General features: G+C 50.1%; 17 protein-coding genes. 7 read left to right on the plus strand and 10 right to left on the minus strand.

Annotation, left to right across the window (positions count from 1 at the left end; all coding sequences use genetic code 11):
- Positions 1-2: 2 nt before the first annotated feature.
- From EBA_RS04530 to EBA_RS04555, 6 genes are all read right to left on the minus strand, one after another.
- Entirely contained in the window at positions 3-1,634 is a 1,632-nt protein-coding gene (locus EBA_RS04530; RefSeq protein WP_192373552.1) for a copper resistance D family protein, read from the minus strand.
- 5 nt (positions 1,635-1,639) lie between these two features.
- A complete protein-coding gene (locus EBA_RS04535) occupies positions 1,640-1,999 on the minus strand; it encodes a copper resistance CopC family protein (protein ID WP_192373553.1) in 360 nt (119 codons plus the stop codon).
- Positions 2,000-2,009: 10 nt separating this feature from the next.
- On the minus strand, positions 2,010-3,395 hold the full coding sequence (locus EBA_RS04540; RefSeq protein ID WP_192373554.1) for an aspartate aminotransferase family protein: 1,386 nt from the start codon (positions 3,393-3,395) through the stop codon (positions 2,010-2,012).
- A gap of 83 nt (positions 3,396-3,478) precedes the next feature.
- Entirely contained in the window at positions 3,479-4,183 is a 705-nt protein-coding gene (locus EBA_RS04545) for a phosphorylase family protein (RefSeq protein ID WP_192373555.1), read from the minus strand.
- Positions 4,180-6,138: a squalene--hopene cyclase gene (gene shc / locus EBA_RS04550; protein ID WP_192373556.1), complete on the minus strand. Its 1,959-nt coding sequence runs from the start codon at positions 6,136-6,138 to the stop codon at positions 4,180-4,182. Before shc ends, EBA_RS04545 begins: the two co-directional genes overlap by 4 nt.
- Positions 6,139-6,147: 9 nt before the next feature.
- Positions 6,148-7,239, minus strand: a complete 1,092-nt coding sequence (locus EBA_RS04555; RefSeq protein WP_192373557.1) for a phytoene/squalene synthase family protein — start codon at positions 7,237-7,239, stop codon at positions 6,148-6,150.
- 439 nt (positions 7,240-7,678) lie between these two features.
- Here EBA_RS04555 and hpnH point away from each other — a divergent pair, with 439 nt between their 5' ends.
- The 3 genes from hpnH to EBA_RS04570 are packed head-to-tail and all read left to right on the plus strand — an operon-like array spanning position 7,679 to position 10,485.
- Positions 7,679-8,782 carry an adenosyl-hopene transferase HpnH gene (gene hpnH, locus EBA_RS04560; RefSeq protein WP_192373558.1) on the plus strand — a complete coding sequence of 368 codons (1,104 nt, stop codon included), beginning with the start codon at positions 7,679-7,681 and terminating at the stop codon, positions 8,780-8,782.
- 46 nt (positions 8,783-8,828) lie between these two features.
- Positions 8,829-9,434 (plus strand): ABC transporter substrate-binding protein, encoded by a 606-nt coding sequence (locus tag EBA_RS04565; protein WP_192373559.1) that lies wholly within the window; start codon positions 8,829-8,831, stop codon positions 9,432-9,434.
- Between the two features lie 22 nt (positions 9,435-9,456).
- On the plus strand, positions 9,457-10,485 hold the full coding sequence (locus tag EBA_RS04570) for an MlaA family lipoprotein (protein ID WP_192373560.1): 1,029 nt from the start codon (positions 9,457-9,459) through the stop codon (positions 10,483-10,485).
- Positions 10,486-10,517: 32 nt separating this feature from the next.
- On the opposite strand, the gene EBA_RS04575 is transcribed toward EBA_RS04570, so the two are convergent.
- From EBA_RS04575 to EBA_RS04590, 4 genes are all read right to left on the minus strand, one after another.
- Positions 10,518-11,033, minus strand: a complete 516-nt coding sequence (locus tag EBA_RS04575) for an adenine phosphoribosyltransferase (protein WP_192373561.1) — start codon at positions 11,031-11,033, stop codon at positions 10,518-10,520.
- A 16-nt stretch (positions 11,034-11,049) separates the two neighbouring features.
- A complete protein-coding gene (gene dxs, locus EBA_RS04580; RefSeq protein WP_192373562.1) occupies positions 11,050-12,909 on the minus strand; it encodes a 1-deoxy-D-xylulose-5-phosphate synthase in 1,860 nt (619 codons plus the stop codon).
- Between the two features lie 116 nt (positions 12,910-13,025).
- Positions 13,026-13,919, minus strand: a complete 894-nt coding sequence (gene ispA / locus EBA_RS04585) for a (2E,6E)-farnesyl diphosphate synthase (RefSeq protein WP_192373563.1) — start codon at positions 13,917-13,919, stop codon at positions 13,026-13,028.
- Positions 13,912-14,145: an exodeoxyribonuclease VII small subunit gene (locus tag EBA_RS04590; RefSeq protein ID WP_020484945.1), complete on the minus strand. Its 234-nt coding sequence runs from the start codon at positions 14,143-14,145 to the stop codon at positions 13,912-13,914. Before EBA_RS04590 ends, ispA begins: the two co-directional genes overlap by 8 nt.
- Before the next feature lie 502 nt (positions 14,146-14,647).
- Here EBA_RS04590 and EBA_RS04595 point away from each other — a divergent pair.
- The 4 genes from EBA_RS04595 (at position 14,648) to EBA_RS04610 (ending at position 18,529) form a co-directional block, all read left to right on the plus strand.
- Positions 14,648-16,117, plus strand: coding sequence for a c-type cytochrome (locus tag EBA_RS04595; RefSeq protein ID WP_192373564.1), 1,470 nt, complete (start codon positions 14,648-14,650; stop codon positions 16,115-16,117).
- Complete coding sequence (locus EBA_RS04600) at positions 16,114-17,421, plus strand: c-type cytochrome (protein WP_192373565.1); 1,308 nt, start codon at positions 16,114-16,116, stop codon at positions 17,419-17,421. The genes EBA_RS04595 and EBA_RS04600 overlap by 4 nt, the downstream gene beginning before the upstream one ends.
- Before the next feature lie 149 nt (positions 17,422-17,570).
- Positions 17,571-17,810: a hypothetical protein gene (locus tag EBA_RS04605; protein ID WP_192373566.1), complete on the plus strand. Its 240-nt coding sequence runs from the start codon at positions 17,571-17,573 to the stop codon at positions 17,808-17,810.
- Between the two features lie 98 nt (positions 17,811-17,908).
- Positions 17,909-18,529: a hypothetical protein gene (locus EBA_RS04610; RefSeq protein ID WP_192373567.1), complete on the plus strand. Its 621-nt coding sequence runs from the start codon at positions 17,909-17,911 to the stop codon at positions 18,527-18,529.
- Positions 18,530-18,725 lie beyond the last annotated feature (196 nt).

Consider the following 18,725-nt stretch of genomic DNA (forward strand, 5'->3'; position numbering starts at 1 on the left):
AATCAGTACAGGGGTTCACGATAGAACATCAGGATGACGCCTATCTGGAATAAGGCGAATACTGAAATAAATCCGGCAACGTTTTTGCCGGGTGAATCCAGCTTAAGTTCCAGCCAGCGGCCGCAAGCCAGGATTAGCGAAAACACGCCCATCATGGTATGGCCCACTTGAATCAAGAAGGCCGATTTCGCCTCAAAACCGACATGCGAATGCGCCAGCAACATCATGCCGCCGAACGCAGCCAGTAACGGAAACATGTAGGGCATGAAGCCACTGTTGTTGTTTAGCCGCGCTCTGACTTCGATCAAACCCAGCACAAATACCAGTAAGGTGGCGATGCGATGCTGCAAAATTTCGCCGTTGTTAAAGGTGCTTTCCCAGAAACCGATAGGACCAAGCGGCCAGCTTTCCGCGTCGCTACGGAAAAATAGGAATATACCCAAAGCCATAAAACCGACCGGCCAAAAGCGGGCCCAGCGATGGAAGCGGTTGGAGAACGACAACATCGCAAAAAAGCTCATCGTCGTCAGGAAGATACCGGAGATATTGTGGTTGTAGTCCGACCAGGCGGTAGCTGCTTCCGACGGTACTTGGCCGACGATGGCTACCCGTCCTGCTTCGCCGGCAATTAAGGCTTCATGAGTTGGCGATTCCCAGCGCGGTATACGCGGATGGAACATGTTTAACACTTCTTCGAAGCTGGCGGTCAGGTGCGGAATATCGACTGCCGGCGGTTGAGAGGCCAAACTGGCGGCAGTGAACAGGATAGTCAGTAAAATAAGGGTTTCCGCTTCGATGTAATAGGGCACGCGCGCGGTAAGGGCATAAAGGCTGCGGCTTGTAAAATAGGCGTTGACAGCTTGGCGGTTCAACCAAGCAAAGCCCAGAGCCAGACCCAGCATGATAATTTTTACCAGTAACAGATTGCCGTAACCCGCGCCGATAAAGCCTTGGAAGGTGCGGATGTAATACCAAGCCAGCGGCGTGCCGGTAGCTAGCAAAAGCACGACAGCGCTAATGCCGATTACCGAGAAGCGTTTTAATAATAAGGGCCAAACTTCGACAGCGATCAAATTGCGTTTTTTCAGGCCCCACAAAGCCAGGATTTGAAAAATACCGCCTACCCAAGTGGCGGCAGCGATTTGATGCGTGACTGTCAGAGTCATCAACAGACCGCGATCTTCCAGGCGGCTGGCGCCATGTACCAGCCAGGCCGCGGAGATGACCAGCGGCACGATAATCGCTGTCGATAGCACCCAGAATTGTTTGGAACGAGGGTTACTTTTTAGCGTTTGTCTGATGAACAGAGCTAGGATAAATGCGCAAGTGGCCCGCGCCAAACCCGCTTGGAACTGCACCGTTTGGAAAAATGCCGGAAACGGCGATTTCCCCAAGGTCGCCGCCATCAACCAAATCTTCAGGCCGATTTTCGACAATTGAGTAATGATTAGTGCTTTGCTGCCGAAATGGATCAGGTTGACGGTTTTGGTCAGTAATGCCGAGTTATACAGCGCCTCTTCATCCCAGGGGCGTAAAACGAACAAGCCCCAGAGCAAACCGCCAATGGTGATGGAATAAAAGGTAAGATCGACGCCGCCGATCAGTGAATCCAGATAATTCGCAATGCCTTCCATACCGGTTATTTAGCTGGTTTAACGAAAAAACGTAACAGGTCTTCACTGAGATGACCGTCGGCGGCAAATATTTTCAATTTGATCGCATATTCGCCCGCTTCCAAGGCTGGCAGGTGCAGCAATACTTGTCCGGGCTTTTCACCTGGCGTGGCCGTGATGGTTTGCATTTTGTCGCCGGCGCTGACTAGAAAGACTTCTGAGAGATCCAACTCCACTTTGGAATTGAACGATAACGCCACTTCGCTAGCCTGCTGCAATGGCACCGGGTTGAGTTTTAATGAGTTATGCGTGACCACTGCGTGACCAAAAGCGCCGTTACTGGCAGCCAGCGCCAAGGCGAACAAAGCGGGTTTGAAACAATTCATGTATGACACCTTATTTTTTGTTTTTTAGGGCATGGCCGGCCAGGTTTTTACCCAGCGTCCAGATCGAACCGGTAACATTGTGCGTATCGGCGATGGTTTTTTCCACGGAATTGACAATCCAATCGCGGTCTTTTTGAGTCAGTGTCAGCGGCGGTAAAAATTTGACCACGTTCATGCCGTGGCCGGCCACTTGTGCCAGTACCCGGTGTTCCTTGAACAGCGGGATCAGGATCATCTGGCAGAACAAGCCTTTGTTGGCCGCTTCCAGCATGGCCCAGGCGGCTTTTAACCCTAAGCTTTTCGGCGACTGGAATTCGATGGCAATCATCGAGCCCTTGCCCCGCGCTTCTTTCAGAAATTCGTATTTCGGCGTCATTGCGTTGATGGTGGCGATGATGTCTTCCCCGACCTTGGCGCTGTTTTCGACCAGTTTTTCTTCGTGAACCACATGCAACGCGGATAAACCGGCGGCCATGGCCATATTGTTTTTCGAGAAGGTCGAGCCGTGGACGACGGCTCTATCCATACGGTTGAATACGGTATCCATGATGTGCGTGGTCATCGCTACGCCGCCGACGGGGATGAAGCCGCCGGATAATGCTTTCGCCATCAAAATCATGTCCGGTTTGACGCCCCAGTGCTCAATGGCCCAGAACTTGCCGGTGCGGCCTATGCCTGTCTGAATTTCGTCGGCTACGAACAAGGTGCCGTATTTTTTACATAAGCGTTCGACTTCAGGCAAATAGTTATCGTCCGGAATGTTGACGCCTTTGCCTTGAATTGGTTCGACAATGAAAGCCGCCACATCTTTGCTGCTCAAGGCTTGTTCTAGCGCTACCAAGTCGTTGAATGGCACCGAAGTGCATTCTGGCAGCAATGGGCCGAAGCCTTCGCGGAAGATGTGTTCGCCGGTCAACGATAATGAACCCATGGTCAAGCCGTGATAGCCGTGATCGCAATGCACGATGCGCGAACGTTTGGTGGTGTAGCGGGCGAATTTGATCGCCGCTTCGACGGCTTCGGTGCCGGAGTTGCAGAAAAACATTTTCTCCAGATTGTCCGGGCAGGTAGCCAGAATTTCCTTGGCCAGCAGGCCGCTTAGCAAGGAAACATCCATCTGTACCAGGCTGGGTAATTCCAAGGTTAGGGTTTCTTGCAGGGCTTTAATGATGGTCGGATGGTTGCGTCCCATCGCAAACACGCCGAAACCACTCAGCAAGTCTAGGTATTCGTTACCGTCTTCGTCGTAAAGATACTGGCCGATGGCTTTTTTATAATTTCTGTCGTAACCGATAGTACGTAAGACTCGCACCATCTGGTTGTTTAGATAATGCTCATGCAGGTCGAATTTCTCGTCGAAATGCTGAGTAAAAAGATCGGCAATGCTAAAAGACATGTAATACCTCGTAAGTGCTTGGTTTATTTTAGGGTTGCACCGTGTTCCCGCTGGTTAGCCCTTCAATAATTCTTAGTTCTTTACTAAAAAACGATGATTTCGTTTAGTTGTTTGGCGATGATTCTCAGGGTTTTTTGTGCGGCATGAAAATGCAAGCCCAGTTTGATCAGGTTGGGCGCTTCCCATGGGTGGGTTGCCAAAAAACACAATAGTTTGCTGATTTCTATCTGGCCGTGACCATTTAAGGCCTGAGTAACCGCTTCCGGTAGACTCATGCTGACCGGGTCGGCAATTGTGCGGATTGCCAAACACGGTAAATTGGATTGCCCGGCAACTTTGGCCATGGCGCAGCTTTCCATGTCCAAGGCAATCGCACCGGTTTGCCGGTAGATATTGTGCTTATCACTGCTGTTACTGACGATATGGCTGCTCTCAGCCAACTTGCCGTTGGACACATAAAATTGCTTGTCAAGCAACTCATGCAGACGCTTTCGCCAGCGGGGGTCGGTATCGAACACTTGCTGTTGCTCTGATAATAGCTGTTCCGCCAACATCAAATCGCCAGGTTTTAGTTGTGGCGACAATGCGGCCGCGCAACCCCAGCTGATCAGTTTTTTGGCTCCGTTGGCAATTAACAAATGCGTGGCTCGTTCCGCGTTAGCCGGTCCGGCACCGGCAAACGCTAGGAGAATGTTGTCGGCAATGTTGACGCAATCACCCTGCACCAGCTTTAGGGGGGTCAGGGTAGAGAGCTCTTCCGGTAGCGCAACAAGAATGCCTATGCTCACTGTTTGGCTAATTCGTTACGGTATCTAGCCAAAGCCCATAGCGGGAAGAACTTGTCGTAGCCGTGATATTTCAAATAAAACACTTTAGGAAAGCCCGGCGCGGTAAAGCAGGGGTCGTTCCAAACGCCATCGGCTTGTTGACTGCGCAGCAGGAAATCGATGCCGGCTTTGACTTCCTGGCTGTGAACTTCGCCGGCGGCGATTAAGCCCAGCACTGCCCAGGCGGTTTGGAACGAGGTGCTGAAATGGTAGTGGCCGCGGAATTTTTTGTCGTCGTGATAACTCAGGTTGTCTTCGCCCCAGCCACCGTCTTCACGTTGTACGCTTTTTAGCCATGCCGCCGCTTTGGTATACATCGGGTCGGTTTTCGGTACGTTGGTTTGCTCCAGACCCAGCAAGGCAGACCAGGTGCCGTAAATGTAATTGGTTCCCCAGCGGCCGAACCAGGAGCCGTCGGCTTCTTGATCGCTACGGATGTAGTCGATAGTGCGTTGCAGTGCCGGTAAATATTCATCGTGGTCTTTCGCAACCCGGGCCATCAGCATCGCACAGCGGGCGCTGACATCGACAGTTGGTGGGTCGAGCAGGGCGCCGTGGTCGGCAAACGGAATTTCGTTCAAATAGTAATAGGTGTTGTCGACATCGAAGGCGCCGTAACCACCGTTTTCTGATTGCATACCCACAATCCAGCGCGTGGCTCGGTGGATAGATTCATCTAATTCCGGCAGATTGGAATCGGCCATGGCAAAGCCTACTACTGCCGTGTCGTCTACATCGGGGTAATGCGGGTTGGCGAATTGAAATGCCCAACCGCCGCCGGCCAGATTGGGCCGGCGCACCCGCCAATCGCCGGGCTCATCTGACAATTGCACGCTTTTTAGCCAGTCATAAGCGCTTGTCAGGCTAGGGACATTGCCTGTTTTGTCGGATTCTTGCAGTGCTAACGCCGCCAGTGCGGTATCCCAAACCGGCGACAAACAGGGTTGGCAATAGGCATAGTCATCTTTGATGACCAATAGCTTGTCGACGGACTGGCGGGCGATCACAACATTAGGGTGATCGGCTGGAAAGCCCAGTAACAACATCGCTTGGTAAGCATTGGCCATAGCCGGAAAAATACCGCCCAAGCCATCTTCGCCGTTCAAGCGCTCGGTAAACCAGTCAACGGCTTTTTGAATGGCATGCTCGCGCACGCGTTTCGGAATCAGCGGTTGGGTGATGCGACCCAATTTATCCAGGCCCAGGAAAAACTTGTTGAGTAGAGTCCGTTCCGGGAAATAATGTTTTTCCTCGTCAGGATGAACTACAAACAATTCCAATACGTTGACATTGTGCGGATTTTTGGCCTTAGCCTTTAAGGTGCACATGATGAACAGCGGCACCATTACGGTACGTGACCAGTAGGAGACTTTGTCCAGATGGAACGGAAACCAGCTAGGCAGTAGCATGATTTCCACCGGGATATAGGGTACGCCGCGCCATGGCAATTGTTCGAATATCGCCAGCGTGATACGGGTAAAGACATTGGCACGCGCTGCACCGCCTTGGCCGAGTATCCAGTCGCGCAGTTTGATCATGTGCGGAGCGTCAATGGAGTCGCCGGCCATTTTCAGTGCGTAATAGGTTTTGACGCTGCCGCTGATGTCGCCTGGTCCGCCGGTAAATAGCGGAAAACTACCGTCTTCCGCTTGGCGGCTGCGCAGGTAAACGGCGATTTTGCGTTGCAGTTCTTCGTCAATGTCATCCAGGTAATGCATCATCATGATGTATTCGGACGGGATGGTGCAGTCGGCTTCTAGCTCAAATACCCAATAACCTTCCGGGCTTTGCAAGCTAAGTAATTTTTCTTGGGCTCGCTCGATGGCTGCATTCAGTAAGCCGAGGCCATTGCTGCTGTTGCCAAAGTGTTGGTTTGTGTCGTGGCTGCTGGTATCTATATGGGCTTCAGTAAACATAGTGATTCCTTATTGTCCAGTGTGCGATATAGGTGAATAGTGCCAATCCGGCGATTTCAAGTTACGGCTGGTTAGGTTAAACAGCAGGGATAACAGCATATTGCTGCGCACCGTCAGCTTGGTGGCGACTATGGTGGCCTTGACGCTGTTGCGGCTGATTTTGACCTGATTGGATTCGTTGAAATTAAGGTTTGTCTTGATTTTCTTCAAGGTCAGCACGGCCATGCCCAATGCCCAAAGGCAAAAGTTACGGATGCCGGTTTCGTGGCGGGGCAGTAACTGGGTATAGGTCAACGCGTTTTGCAGATGACCATGAGCGATAGCTATCAAGCGGCTCAAGCCAAGTCTAAAGCGCTCGTCGTCGGTAGCGGGTGTCAATTCGGCCAAGTCGAAACCGGTCTCAGTGAATATATCTTGCGGTAACCAGCATACGCCGCGTTTGGCGTCGTCCCAAATGTCTTTCAGGATGTTGGTCATTTGCAGACCTTGGCCGAACGATACCGAGAGCTTTAATAGCTCTTCGCGATGCGCGGCAATTTCCGGTGAATAATGGCAGAACAACTTCGCCAGCATCTCGCCGACGCAACCGGCTACGTAATAGCAGTAGTCGTCCATGTCTTTCAGCGTTTTCAATCCGGCATGTAAGTCCAGGGCTTGATACACCGGCATGCCGTTAGCCATGGTTTCCACGCAACAGGCCAGCGCTTCAATTTGCGGGGCGTCTAGTGATCGGGTTATCGCGATGACGCGCGGCACTAGGTGAATCAGGCTGTGTTCGGCCGGAATGGTTTGTTCAGACAGTAATGGTGCTAGTTCGGCGCTGAATACTTCTGCGTTATTGCCGGTGTTGACTATGTCAATAAAGGCGCTGCAAAAGTATTTTTTTTGTGCGGGGCTAAGGGATATTTCGTCCTCAATGGTGTCAACAATTCGGCACAGTAGATAAGCATTCGCCACCGCCGGATACAACTCTCCAGGCAGTTGCGGAATAGTTAGTGCAAAAGTACGCGACACGCCTTCAAGCAGGGTGGCTTGAAGCTCGCTATCCGATAGTTGTCTGAGTAGCTCCGGATTGTTGATTAGTGTTTGAGGTCCGTTCATGTGTTTTCAACGCTAACTATTAGTAGCCTAAATGATAGACTGTTTGTTGGTGTTTTGCAAAGCGATGTTGCTTTATGGCAAATTTGCCGAAAGCCTGCTGTCGGAAGCAATGTCTGGGCTAATGCTTCGGACCTTTGTTGTTGTTTTAAAAATATAATTATGGCTTTTTAATTGATGGTCTCTTGTGTGGATGTTAGGGGGCTTTGTGTGGCTTTCAGGAAGTGCGCTTATGCTCTTGTTGTTTTTGCGCATTTTATCTGGAGTATGTTGTATAAAAGTGGTATTCTGACCACATCTAATTGTGCGCCTTAGGTCTGATTGGTAGTCTGCATGGGCTGTACCAGGTGTCGCTTCTAGGATGGTTGTCGATTTGCGCTTGTTGTTTTTTTGTAACAGTCGTGGTCGCTAGATGTCGTGATAGTTTTTGGAGAATAATGCTGTGAGTGTTCCTTTACGTCAGCAATTGGCTGTAGGTAGTTATCTGATTAAGCAAAAAATCAAAGGGGTAAAAAAATATCCTTTGGTTTTGATGCTGGAGCCCCTGTTTAGATGCAATTTGGCTTGTGCGGGCTGCGGTAAGATCGATTATCCGGACGATACTCTCGATAAGCGTCTGTCAGTTGAGGAATGTTTGGCCGCAGTTGATGAGTGTGGCGCGCCTATGGTTTCCATCCCGGGCGGCGAACCGTTAATTCACAAGGAAATGCCGCAGATTGTGGAAGGCATAGTTGCCAGGAAGAAATTTGTTTATCTTTGCACCAATGCGCTGCTGTTAAGAAAACGAATTAACGATTACACCCCATCGCCTTATCTAACGTTTTCCGTGCATCTCGATGGTTTGAAAGACAGGCATGACGCCTCTGTTTGTCAGGAAGGTGTTTTCGACATCGCTGTCGAAGCTATCAAGTTGGCATTGGGCAAAGGTTTTAGAGTTACCGTTAACTGCACCTTGTTTCAAGGCGAGACGCCGGACGAAGTGGCGGAGTTTCTGGATTATGCGATGGAGTTGGGCGTAGAGGGTATCACTATTGCGCCGGGATTTAGCTACGAGCGCGCGCCTAAGCAGGACGTGTTTATTAAAGGTCTTGATGTTAAAAATCTGTTCCGCGGTATTTTCAAAATCGGGAAGACTCGCAAGTGGAAGTTGAACCATTCTTCACTGTACTTGGATTATTTGGCCGGTAATCAAAATTACGACTGTACGCCATGGGGCAATCCAACTCGCAACGTATTCGGCTGGCAAAAACCTTGCTACTTATTGGCGGATGAAGGTAATGCCAACTCTTTTAAAGAGTTGTTGGATGATACGCCTTGGGATAAATACGGCACGGTGAAAAACCCTAAATGTGCTAACTGCATGGCGCATTGTGGCTATGAGGCAACGGCGGTTGAGGATACTTTGGCGCATCCTCTGAAAGCGCTGTGGGCTGCGGTTCGTGGACCAAAAACCTCCGGCGAAATGGTTGCGGAAAAGAAGCCTGAGTTTGTTGCTTCTTACAAGAAATCGGCAATTTCCGAAATCCCGGTAAAAGTTGAGTCTTAAGACGCATCTAGGAAGTCATCTTCATTAACAGGTTTTTATAACGGCTATGTTTAAAAAATTGTATTTCAGTTTGAGTTTGCTATTGCTCGTGTGCCTGTCTCCCTTGGCTATGGCCGAAGAGATTTCTGCTCGTCAGGTCGTCGATGAGTTTCAAAATCAGTTGTTGAGCGTCATGAAAGCGGGCAAAGAGCTTGGCTTTCAAGGGCGCTACGACAAATTGGATGTCGCGGTTAAGAAGAGCCATGATTTACCTAAGATAGCCAGAATCGTCGTCGGCAAGCAGTGGGAAGAGCTAACTACGGAGCAGCAGAATAAGCTGGAAAGCGTATTCAGCAAGCTCAGTGTATCTGCTTATGCTCATAACTTTAAAGACTATTCCGGCGAATCGTTTACCTTTGCATCCGAAGAGGAGACTGGCAGAGGTGGTGTGGTGATTCACACCAACTTGCATATTCCCGGCGAAAAGGATGTCAAGTTTGATTATATGATGAAGAAAAAAGACGATGGCTGGCAAATTATCAATATAATAGCCGATGGTGTCAGTGATTTGGCATTGAAAAGATCTGATTACACTAGCGTATTAAGCCGTGATGGTTTTGACGCTCTGATCGCCAAAATCAATGAGAAAATTGAAAGTTACGCAAAACAATAGAGATTGTTAGGAATCGTTAGTAATGTTTAACCCCAGTTATCAAGGCAACACTCGAGCAGTCTTGCTGTGGACAGTGTTATTTTCAAGTGCATTATCGGTCACGGGGTGTGCTACTAAGGAACCTCGTGCGGTAGACGCTACTAGAGCATCTAAAGGCAAGACCACCGATGCCGCCGATCCTTACGAGGGCTTTAATCGTTCCATGTATGGTTTTAACATGGGCTTGGATAAGCATTTACTGAAGCCGGTTGCTAGCGGTTATAAAACCGTAACGCCTGATTTTATGCAGACCGGGGTCAGCAACTTTTTTACCAATCTTAAGGGTATCAATGTCGTATTAAATGATGTCCTGCAAGGTAAATTTGAACAAGGGGCTTCCGACACCGGGCGTTTTTTGACTAATTCCACGGTTGGTTTGCTCGGCTTGTTCGATGTGGCCAGTGACTTAGGCTTGCAAGGTAACATTGAAGATTTTGGGCAAACTCTCGCTGTTTGGGGTGTCGATCAAGGTCCATACCTGGTGTTGCCGGTTTTAGGTCCGACGACTGTTCGTGATGGTGCTGCTATCGTAGTTGATAAAGCGGCAAATCCAGGATCATACGTACCTGGTACAGGTATCGTCGAAGGGATTAACGATAGAGCGAATGCCGAAGGCGCGTTGAATTTTATCGACGAAGCCGCGTTGGATCCTTACGTGTTTACCCGCGAGTCGTTTTTGCAATATCGCAAAAACTTGATCAATGACGGCAAGAGCAATTCCACTGACTATGATCTGGATATCGATGCGGACGTGGATGTTGGCGAAATAGCGCCGGCTGGTCCTAAGGAGAGTGCGTCGCAAAAGCCCAAAGCCGATACGGCCAAAAAATTGCCTGGACACGTCGAAAATACCATTGATCTAAAAAATGGCAGTGCCAGGACTGGCGCTAACGCTTTCGATAGTATGTCTAACTCGTTTGATACTGCTGCATCGGAGTTTGAAAAAGCCTCGGACAAAATGGATCAGATTAGTAAAAAAAAAGACAGTATAGACGCCGTTAATTTTGCTTGAAGAGACGTAGGGAGGCGTCTCTGTAGTATTTCTCAGTAATGCAGCAAGGAATGCACCTCATAGTTCTCCAGCTTTTCCCGTCCTTGTAAGAAATCCAGTTCTACTACAAAAGCACAGGCGACCACACTGGCGCCGAGCTTTTCGATCAGTTCGCAACTGGCCTTGGCGGTGCCGCCGGTAGCCAATAAATCGTCGATCAACAATACCTTATCGTTGCTGTCCACAGCATCAATATGCACCTCCAGTTCTGCCGAACCGTATTCCAAGTCGTAAGAGACGCTTTGCACATCGTAAGGCAGTTTGCCCGGCTTTCTGAGTGGGATAAAGGGAATGCCCAATTCCCATGCCACTAAGGAACCGAAGATAAAGCCACGTGCTTCCATGCCGGCCACGGCGGTAATGTCGCGACCTAAAAAGGGGTGTAGCAATTGATGCACCGTCAGGCGCAACGTTGCCGGGTCTTTGACCAATGGCGTTATATCTTTAAAAATGATTCCAGGTTTTGGAAAATCCGGAATGTCGCGAATCTTGCTTCTTAATCTGTCCATCGTCTCACCTCATTGCTTAAGCACAAACCGCTTGAATTTTAGCCAAGATACCCTTGGCATCCAGCTCGCACAAGGCTAGTAATTCCTCGCGGCTACCCTGTTCGACAAACCGGTCCGGCAAGCCGATATTCAACACCGGCATTAAAATCCGTTGCGCCTGCAGGAACTCGTTCACCGCACTGCCGGCACCGCCGGCAATCACGTTCTCTTCGACCGTGACGATCACATCGTGGCTTTTCGCCATCTCTAAAATCAAAGTCTCATCCAAGGGTTTGATGAAACGCATATTCACCACCGTCGCGCCCAGCTGTTTGCCGGCTTCCACAGCCGGCGTTACCATGCTGCCCCAGGCCAGAATCGCTATGCGGCTGCCTTGATGTTTAATCTCCGCCTTGCCGACCTCCAGTGCAGTCAATGTCTTGTCTACCGTGGCCCCCGGACCCTTGCCGCGCGGATAGCGTACCGAGGCCGGGCCATTGTGTTTGAAACCGGTGGTCAACATCTGCCGACACTCGTTCTCATCCGCCGGCGCCATGATCAGCATATTCGGAATACAGCGCATATAACTGTAATCGAACGCCCCGGCATGGGTCGGACCGTCCGGTCCGACTAATCCGGCTCTATCCAACGCAAACAACACGTCCAAGTTCTGCAAAGCCACATCGTGGATTAACTGATCGTAAGCGCGTTGCAAAAAGGTCGAATAAATCGCCACTACCGGTTTCGCACCCTGACAAGCTTGCCCGGCCGCCAAGGTCACCGCATGCTGCTCGGCAATCGCCACATCGAAATAGCGGGTGGGAAACTGCTGGGAAAACGCCACCAAGCCCGAACCCTCGCGCATGGCCGGGGTAATCCCCAACAGCCGCTCATCTTGTTTTGCCATATCGCACAACCAATGGCCGAACACTTCTGTGTAGGTCGGATGCGGCGAAGGCGCGGCTTTAGGCAGATAATCCTTAGTCGGATCGAAGGCCGGCACACCGTGATACGCCAAGGGATCTTTCTCCGCCGGCGCATAGCCTTTCCCTTTCTTGGTCACCACATGCAAAAACACCGGGCCGGTCAAATCCTTTAGATTCTCCAGGGTTGACACCAACATCTCTACATCATGCCCATCGATAGGACCGAAATAATTAAACCCCAACTCCTCGAACAAAGTGCCGGGCACAATCATGCCTTTCACATGCTCTTCGGTTTTCCGCGCCAACTCCCAAACCGATGGCATCTTCGCCAAGGCTTTCTTACTTTCTTCCCGCACCGAGGAATAAAACTTACTCGACAACACCTTGGTCAGATAATTGTTCATCGCCCCGACCGGTGGCGAAATCGACATATCGTTATCGTTCAAAATCACCAACAGATTGGCATTCACATCGCCGGCATGATTCATGGCTTCATAAGCCATGCCGCCGGTGATTGAGCCGTCACCGATGATGGCCACCATCTTCTTGTCTTCACCACGCAACTGCGAAGCAATTGCCATCCCCAGTGCCGCACTGATCGACGTCGAAGAATGGCCCACGCCAAAGGCGTCATACTCACTCTCCGAGCGGCACGGAAACGCCGACACCCCGCCGAAAGTACGTATCGTCGGCATCCTGTCCTTGCGGCCGGTCAAAATCTTGTGCGGATAAGCCTGATGGCCCACATCCCAGACCAACTGATCCGTCGGCGTATCGAACACATAATGCAACGCCACCGTTAACTCCACCGTGCCCAGGCCGGCCGAGAAATGGCCGCCGGAGATGCTGACGGTATGCGTCAGATAGCGACGCAACTCATCGGCCAGTGGTTCGAGTTGCTCCGGCTTCAGCGCGCGTATGTCGACAGGGCTGTGGATGGTATTAAGGAGCGGGAAGTCAGAGACAGTCATGTTTTAAAAAATTCCATTATATGTTTGCGCCGCAATCATCCGCATCGGCAAAGGGTGGCTGATGGGAATAACGCGAATTGCGGCGCAAGAAGTATAAATCGTGCCGTTCGTGGCGATTAGTGCGTGCGTTCGATGATGTACAGCGACAAATTGCGTAACAAATCCGCTTCGTTACCAAAACCCACCAAGCTGGCGACTGCTTGTTCATGCAGCTCCTGGGCTTTTTGTTTGGCGCCGGCCATTCCCAGCAGTGCTGGGTAAGTAGGTTTGTCGTTATCGACATCCTTGCCCTGGGTTTTGCCCAAAGTGACGGTGTCGCTTTCCACATCCAAAATGTCGTCTTTGACTTGGAAGGACAGGCCTATGCATTTGGCGTAGTGATCCAGTTTTTTCGCAACATCTGTATCGAGATCGGGTTTGGATAGCGAAGCCAGATTGACGCTGGCGCGGATCAAGGCGCCGGTCTTATGGATATGCATGTTTTCCAGTTCCGGCAAAGTCAGCTTGCGTCCAACCGAACCCAAATCGATAGCTTGCCCGCCTACCATGCCTTGCGAGCCGCTGGCTCTAGTCAGCGCTGCGATCATTTTGACTCTGGCTTCCGCGCCGGCCTGAATGGCTGAGTCGTTTGCTAAGATGTCAAAAGCCAATGCTTGCAAAGCATCGCCCGCCAAGATGGCGGTGGCTTCGTCGTAAGCCTTGTGGCAAGTTGGTTTGCCGCGGCGTAAATCGTCGTTATCCATGGCCGGCAGGTCGTCGTGGATCAATGAATACACGTGGATAAACTCCACCGCGCAAGCTTGAGCGTCCAGCGCATCTTCACTTAAACCCAGGGCCTGGCCGGTTGCATAAGTCAGCAAGGGACGGGTGCGTTTGCCGCCGTCCAACACGCTGTAACGCATGGCTTGATGCAAGGTTTGCGGCAGAATGTTCTCGCCGGGCAGCCTGGCATCCAGCGCCCGTTCGACGCGGTTTTGACAGGCAGTAAGATAGGCTTTTAAGTTACTCATCGGTGAATGGCTCCAAAGTTTGCTGGCCGTTTTTTTCTAATAAAATTTGGACTTTCTGCTCGGCGTCTTGTAGCGCTTGCTGGCAGGTGCGGGTAAGTCTGATGCCGCGTTCGAAGGATTTTAAGGATTCTTCCAAAGAAATATCGCCGCGTTCCATTTGCTCGACCAATTTCTCCAGTTCTTCCATCGCTTCCTCAAATTGGGATGCGCTTTTGCGTCTCGACATGTGATGTGGCTTACGGTGCTCAAAAATGACCGAACATTATAGTATGAATCACGCGCTGGTGGACCGTCATTTGCCGAAATGACTAGTACTAAAGTACAGGCTCTAAACATACTTGAACGCTAGAGCATCTTGCAAAATTATCGTTCATTAGAAAAAAATGCCTTCACCATCGACCACGCAAGTTTAGACACTGGTCATCCCGGTAAATCCGGCCAAGGCACTGTACAAATTTTGATCATTGTTGCGAATCTATACGTCTACAACAGCGAGAGTAATTGGCCGGCATTGTTGGAAAAGCCGGACGCTCTAGTTCTAAGTCATTGACCTTTAAAAAGTAAATATAGTCGGCAACTCATCGGCCAATTGTGGCCTAAGAAATGCTCAATAACCCCGGATGTAGTCTTCCAGGCTGCGTTGAACTCCGGAAGGCTCAAGTTGGCGCGTCATTGTGCGTACTATTCGATTTGGGCGATAGCTGGCTTTTTTTCTTTTGAGGTTGTCAATGGATTTTCCTATTTTTCATATCGATTTTATCGGTAATCGTTTATTGATTGCCATCGATGCCATTTTGCACGTCATCATCAATCATGCGTTTGCGATTGGTGCATTGCCGGTGGTGGCATTGTTCGAATTCAAGGGTATGCAAACCGGGAACCGCCAGTGGGACGACCTTGCCTATCGCTTGTTGAAAATCATCTTCATTTTGACCACCACGGTCGGGGCGCTAACCGGCGTCGGCATCTGGTTTTCGGCGGCGCTGGTGAATCCGGCGGCGATCGGTAGCCTGATCCGGGTATTTTTCTGGGGATGGTTTGTGGAATGGCTGGTATTTGTTACCGAAGTCAGTTTGATCATGGTGTATTTCCTCAGCTGGCAACAGGCGGCCAAGTGCGTGGATGCCAAACGTAAACATCTGCGTTTCGGGGTGTTTCTGGCGACTTTTTCGTGGATCACGATGGCGATCATCGTCGCCATTCTGGGATTCATGATGGATCCTGGCAGTTGGCTGAGTGATCGTTCTTTACTGTCGGGATTGTTTAATCCGATGTATCTGCCGCAACTTGCGTTTAGGACCGCATTGGCGATGGTCATGGGCAGCATGGTGGTTCTGTTTTTGCTGTGTTTGTTCAGCCGTGGAGAAACCTCGGTCAGAGACGTCGAGTTCAAGCGCGATGCCGTCAGTTTGCTGTCGCGGTGGTCCGCTGTTTGGGTGTTGTTGCTTATTTTTGCCTCGGTTTGGTATTACAACGTGGTACCCGGACACATGCTGGAAAGCTTGCCGGTCGCGATTGCAACTCAAGACTATGTTAGTTGGCACAGCAGTTTGAAATGGCTGCTGATTATCGGCCTGATCTTCGTCGGTCTGACCATTCGCGCCAGCTTTAAATGTCCAGGCGAGGTATCGATGAAACGCTACGCGTTCTCGGTACTGTTGCTGTTCGCCATGCTGGGACAGTTCGAACGCGTCCGCGAGTTCATCCGTAAACCCTTCATCATCGGCCAATACATGTATGCCAACGGCATTCGCGTCGAGGAATACCCTTTATTGCAACGCGATGGGCTATTGCAACATGCCATCTATGCCGGCATTCGCGAAGTAACGCCGGATAACACGCTCCATGCCGGTCGGGAAGTATTTGCCCAGGCCTGCACCCGTTGTCATACCGTGAAGGGTGTCAACGGCATCAGGGCGCAGTTACAACGGATGTATGGCGATAAACCGTGGGACGCCAAAATCATCACGGCTTATCTGGAGAATATGCACAACGCACGTTATTTCATGCCGCCGTTTCCCGGCAACAACGAGGAACTGAAAGCGTTGTCCGCCTATCTAGCGTCGTTGCAAAAGAATGCCGAGCCGTTTCACGGTGCTCAGGTCAGCGGCATTCCCAAGCCGGATAGCGTGGCCACTTCCACAAGCTATGGTTTTTTACCCGATCTTTCCAAAGTATTAACAGGAGTTAATGAATGAACGCCCCGATACCACGCGATATTCCCTTGCCGCTGCCGGCTGGGGAGGGATTGTTGGAGTTTTTGCTGATTGTGTCGTTCATCGTGCATATCGTCTTTGTCCATCTGATGCTGGGCGGGTCGATTTTCAGCTTGATTTGCCAAATTAAAGGACTGAAAACTCCCGACTTTGAAAAAGTCGCTTATGCCATCATGCGCACCATTACCGTTAATAAAAGTCTGGCAGTGGTGATGGGGGTGGCGCCCTTACTGTTGATCAACACCTTGTATGCGCCGCAGTTTTACGCCTCTAGTGCCTTGATCGGCGATGCCTGGATGAGTGTCGTCCCGCTGGTGACCATCGCCTTTTTGATCGCGTATGCGCATAAGTTCTGGTGGAATCACTTCGTCAACATCAGAGAACTGCATATCGGCATTGCCTTGATGGAAACCTTGCTGTTTCTGACAATACCCTTGATCTTTATGACCAACGTCAATCTGATGCTGTTTCCCGAGCGCTGGCCCGACGTAAAGGGTTTCTTCTCGGCGATGCTGTTGCCCAACGTCATTCAGCGTTATCTGCATTTCGTCACCGCCTCGGTATTGTTTGGCGCGCTGTTTTTAGTATGGCTGGTTGGCCGGCGCGGCTTTGTCGACGAGGTGGCTTTGAGCGCGCAGCGAATAGCGGAAGTGCGGCGGTTTTTTTACGTGTTTGCCTTCGGGGCGGTGATCGTTCAGATACTCACCGGTTTGATCGTACTGGTGTCATTGCCGGCCAACGGCATGAGTTGGGAAATCGTGCTGCTACTGTTGCTGGGCGGTGGCATTGCACTGCCGGCAATTGGGTGGATGTGGCAGGATTTGCAAGATCAGGAGGGCAGCGGTTTCAAATATTTTAACCGGGTAGTGCTGATGTTCGTCGGCTCGGTTGTGATCATGGGCATGGCTAGGCACGAATACCGTGAAAATGCCTTGGCCGACCATAAAACTGCGATCGCGCTGAAAACCGCCAACTATCAGGCGGCCGTCACCCAAGCTCGCAACGATGCCGAATTCAGCAAAAATAACCGGGTCGCGGCCAATGAACCGTCCGGAGCAGCCGACTTCAAGCAATATTGCTCGGCCTGCCATCACCCTGAATTACCAACCGTCGGTCCCGCGTTGCAAGAGATTAAGGATGCCTATGCCGGTAACCCCGAGGGTATAGCTGCTTGGACCAAGGCTCCTGGTAAAAAGCGCCCGGATAGCATGCGGATGCCGGGGTTTCCCCAGCTTAGCGATCAGCAGTTAATGGATATCGCAAACTATATGCTCGATACACACTAGCCGAGTTGGCGGCTGGAATTTTTGATTTCGACCGCCATTTTGTTTTCGCAGCAAAATGATGGTTGAATCAAGATTTATTTCAGCCTGATCGGCGCATTAAATTCAAGGATTAGCTTTACGGTAAAGGCTATTAACAAGGAGAAATTTAAATGGACTCATCAAAATATTCCGCAAACTCAGTAGAAAGATGTTTGGAAAATGCTCAATCCGGCAAAGCCGATGTTGATCATTTGTTTCCTGCACCTAGATACTTCCAAGTTCATTTTGAATATATTCAAGATGGCTTGTCGGATTTGCAACATCAGGATGGCCAGCTGCTACGACGCATCGATGAGATAGAAAGAAAACTCGATAGAATATTAAGGTTGTTGGGAAGGGATTTGAATTAGTCATGTTCTTACGGTAGAAGTATTTATTATGAATAACTGTAAATATACAACCAATATTTTGCTGTAATGATGCGGAATGTACTTAGGGAAATATGGCTATGTTTGAAGATTTGAGTTTTAAGGTTATTTCCAGTGTCGAGGTGGATAGCAAATTCGTTCAGCCGACTTTGATGTTATATGAGCAAATCGGTTTTAAATTGAATGTTCTGTATCATGATATTCGCGCGGTATTGCAAAATTCACATGAATATCTGGCTGAAATGGGCAAGGCATTGTACGAACATCCAGTGGAAACACTCAGCGCGTGGTCCGATCAGCTTATGTATGGTGCGACCGATTTATATACACGGATCGAGAGCGATTTCTTGCCCGAAGCGATGGCAGTTTATCAACATTGGCAGAGTCGATTATTAGCGGGAGCGGATACAGCAAGCCAGTATTGGCAGCGCTTTTACGACGATCCGGAGCAGGCGACTATCGCTGCAATCGAGCCGGTAAGTCGTTATTTGATTTCGGCGGCCGACCAGTCGGAACAATATTGGCAAATGTTTACCGAGAGCGCCGAGGCGGGTTTGATTGGTGGATATTATATTCTGTCCGAATGGCTACGATTTTTAATCGATCAACCTGATGCCGCATTGACTGCAATGTACACTAACGCGCTGTCTATATTGCTAAATATTTATTATGATGCCATGTCGGCTTTATTAATAGCTTAGCTGTTCGGTTAAGGCTTGCTGGTTGGTCGGTGTGAGCATATAAAACTTCGATTTATCTATGATATGTATGCCCGCATAACATATTCCATGTCGAATGGCTGTGAGTTACCGAAAAACGGTTAGCCTATTGCTCGGCGATAGTCGGATGAGGTAAAAAAAATGCGGCTAATTAAGTATTAGCCGCACAAAGTCTCTT

This window comes from Methylomonas albis, assembly GCF_014850955.1.
Lineage (GTDB): Bacteria > Pseudomonadota > Gammaproteobacteria > Methylococcales > Methylomonadaceae > Methylomonas > Methylomonas albis.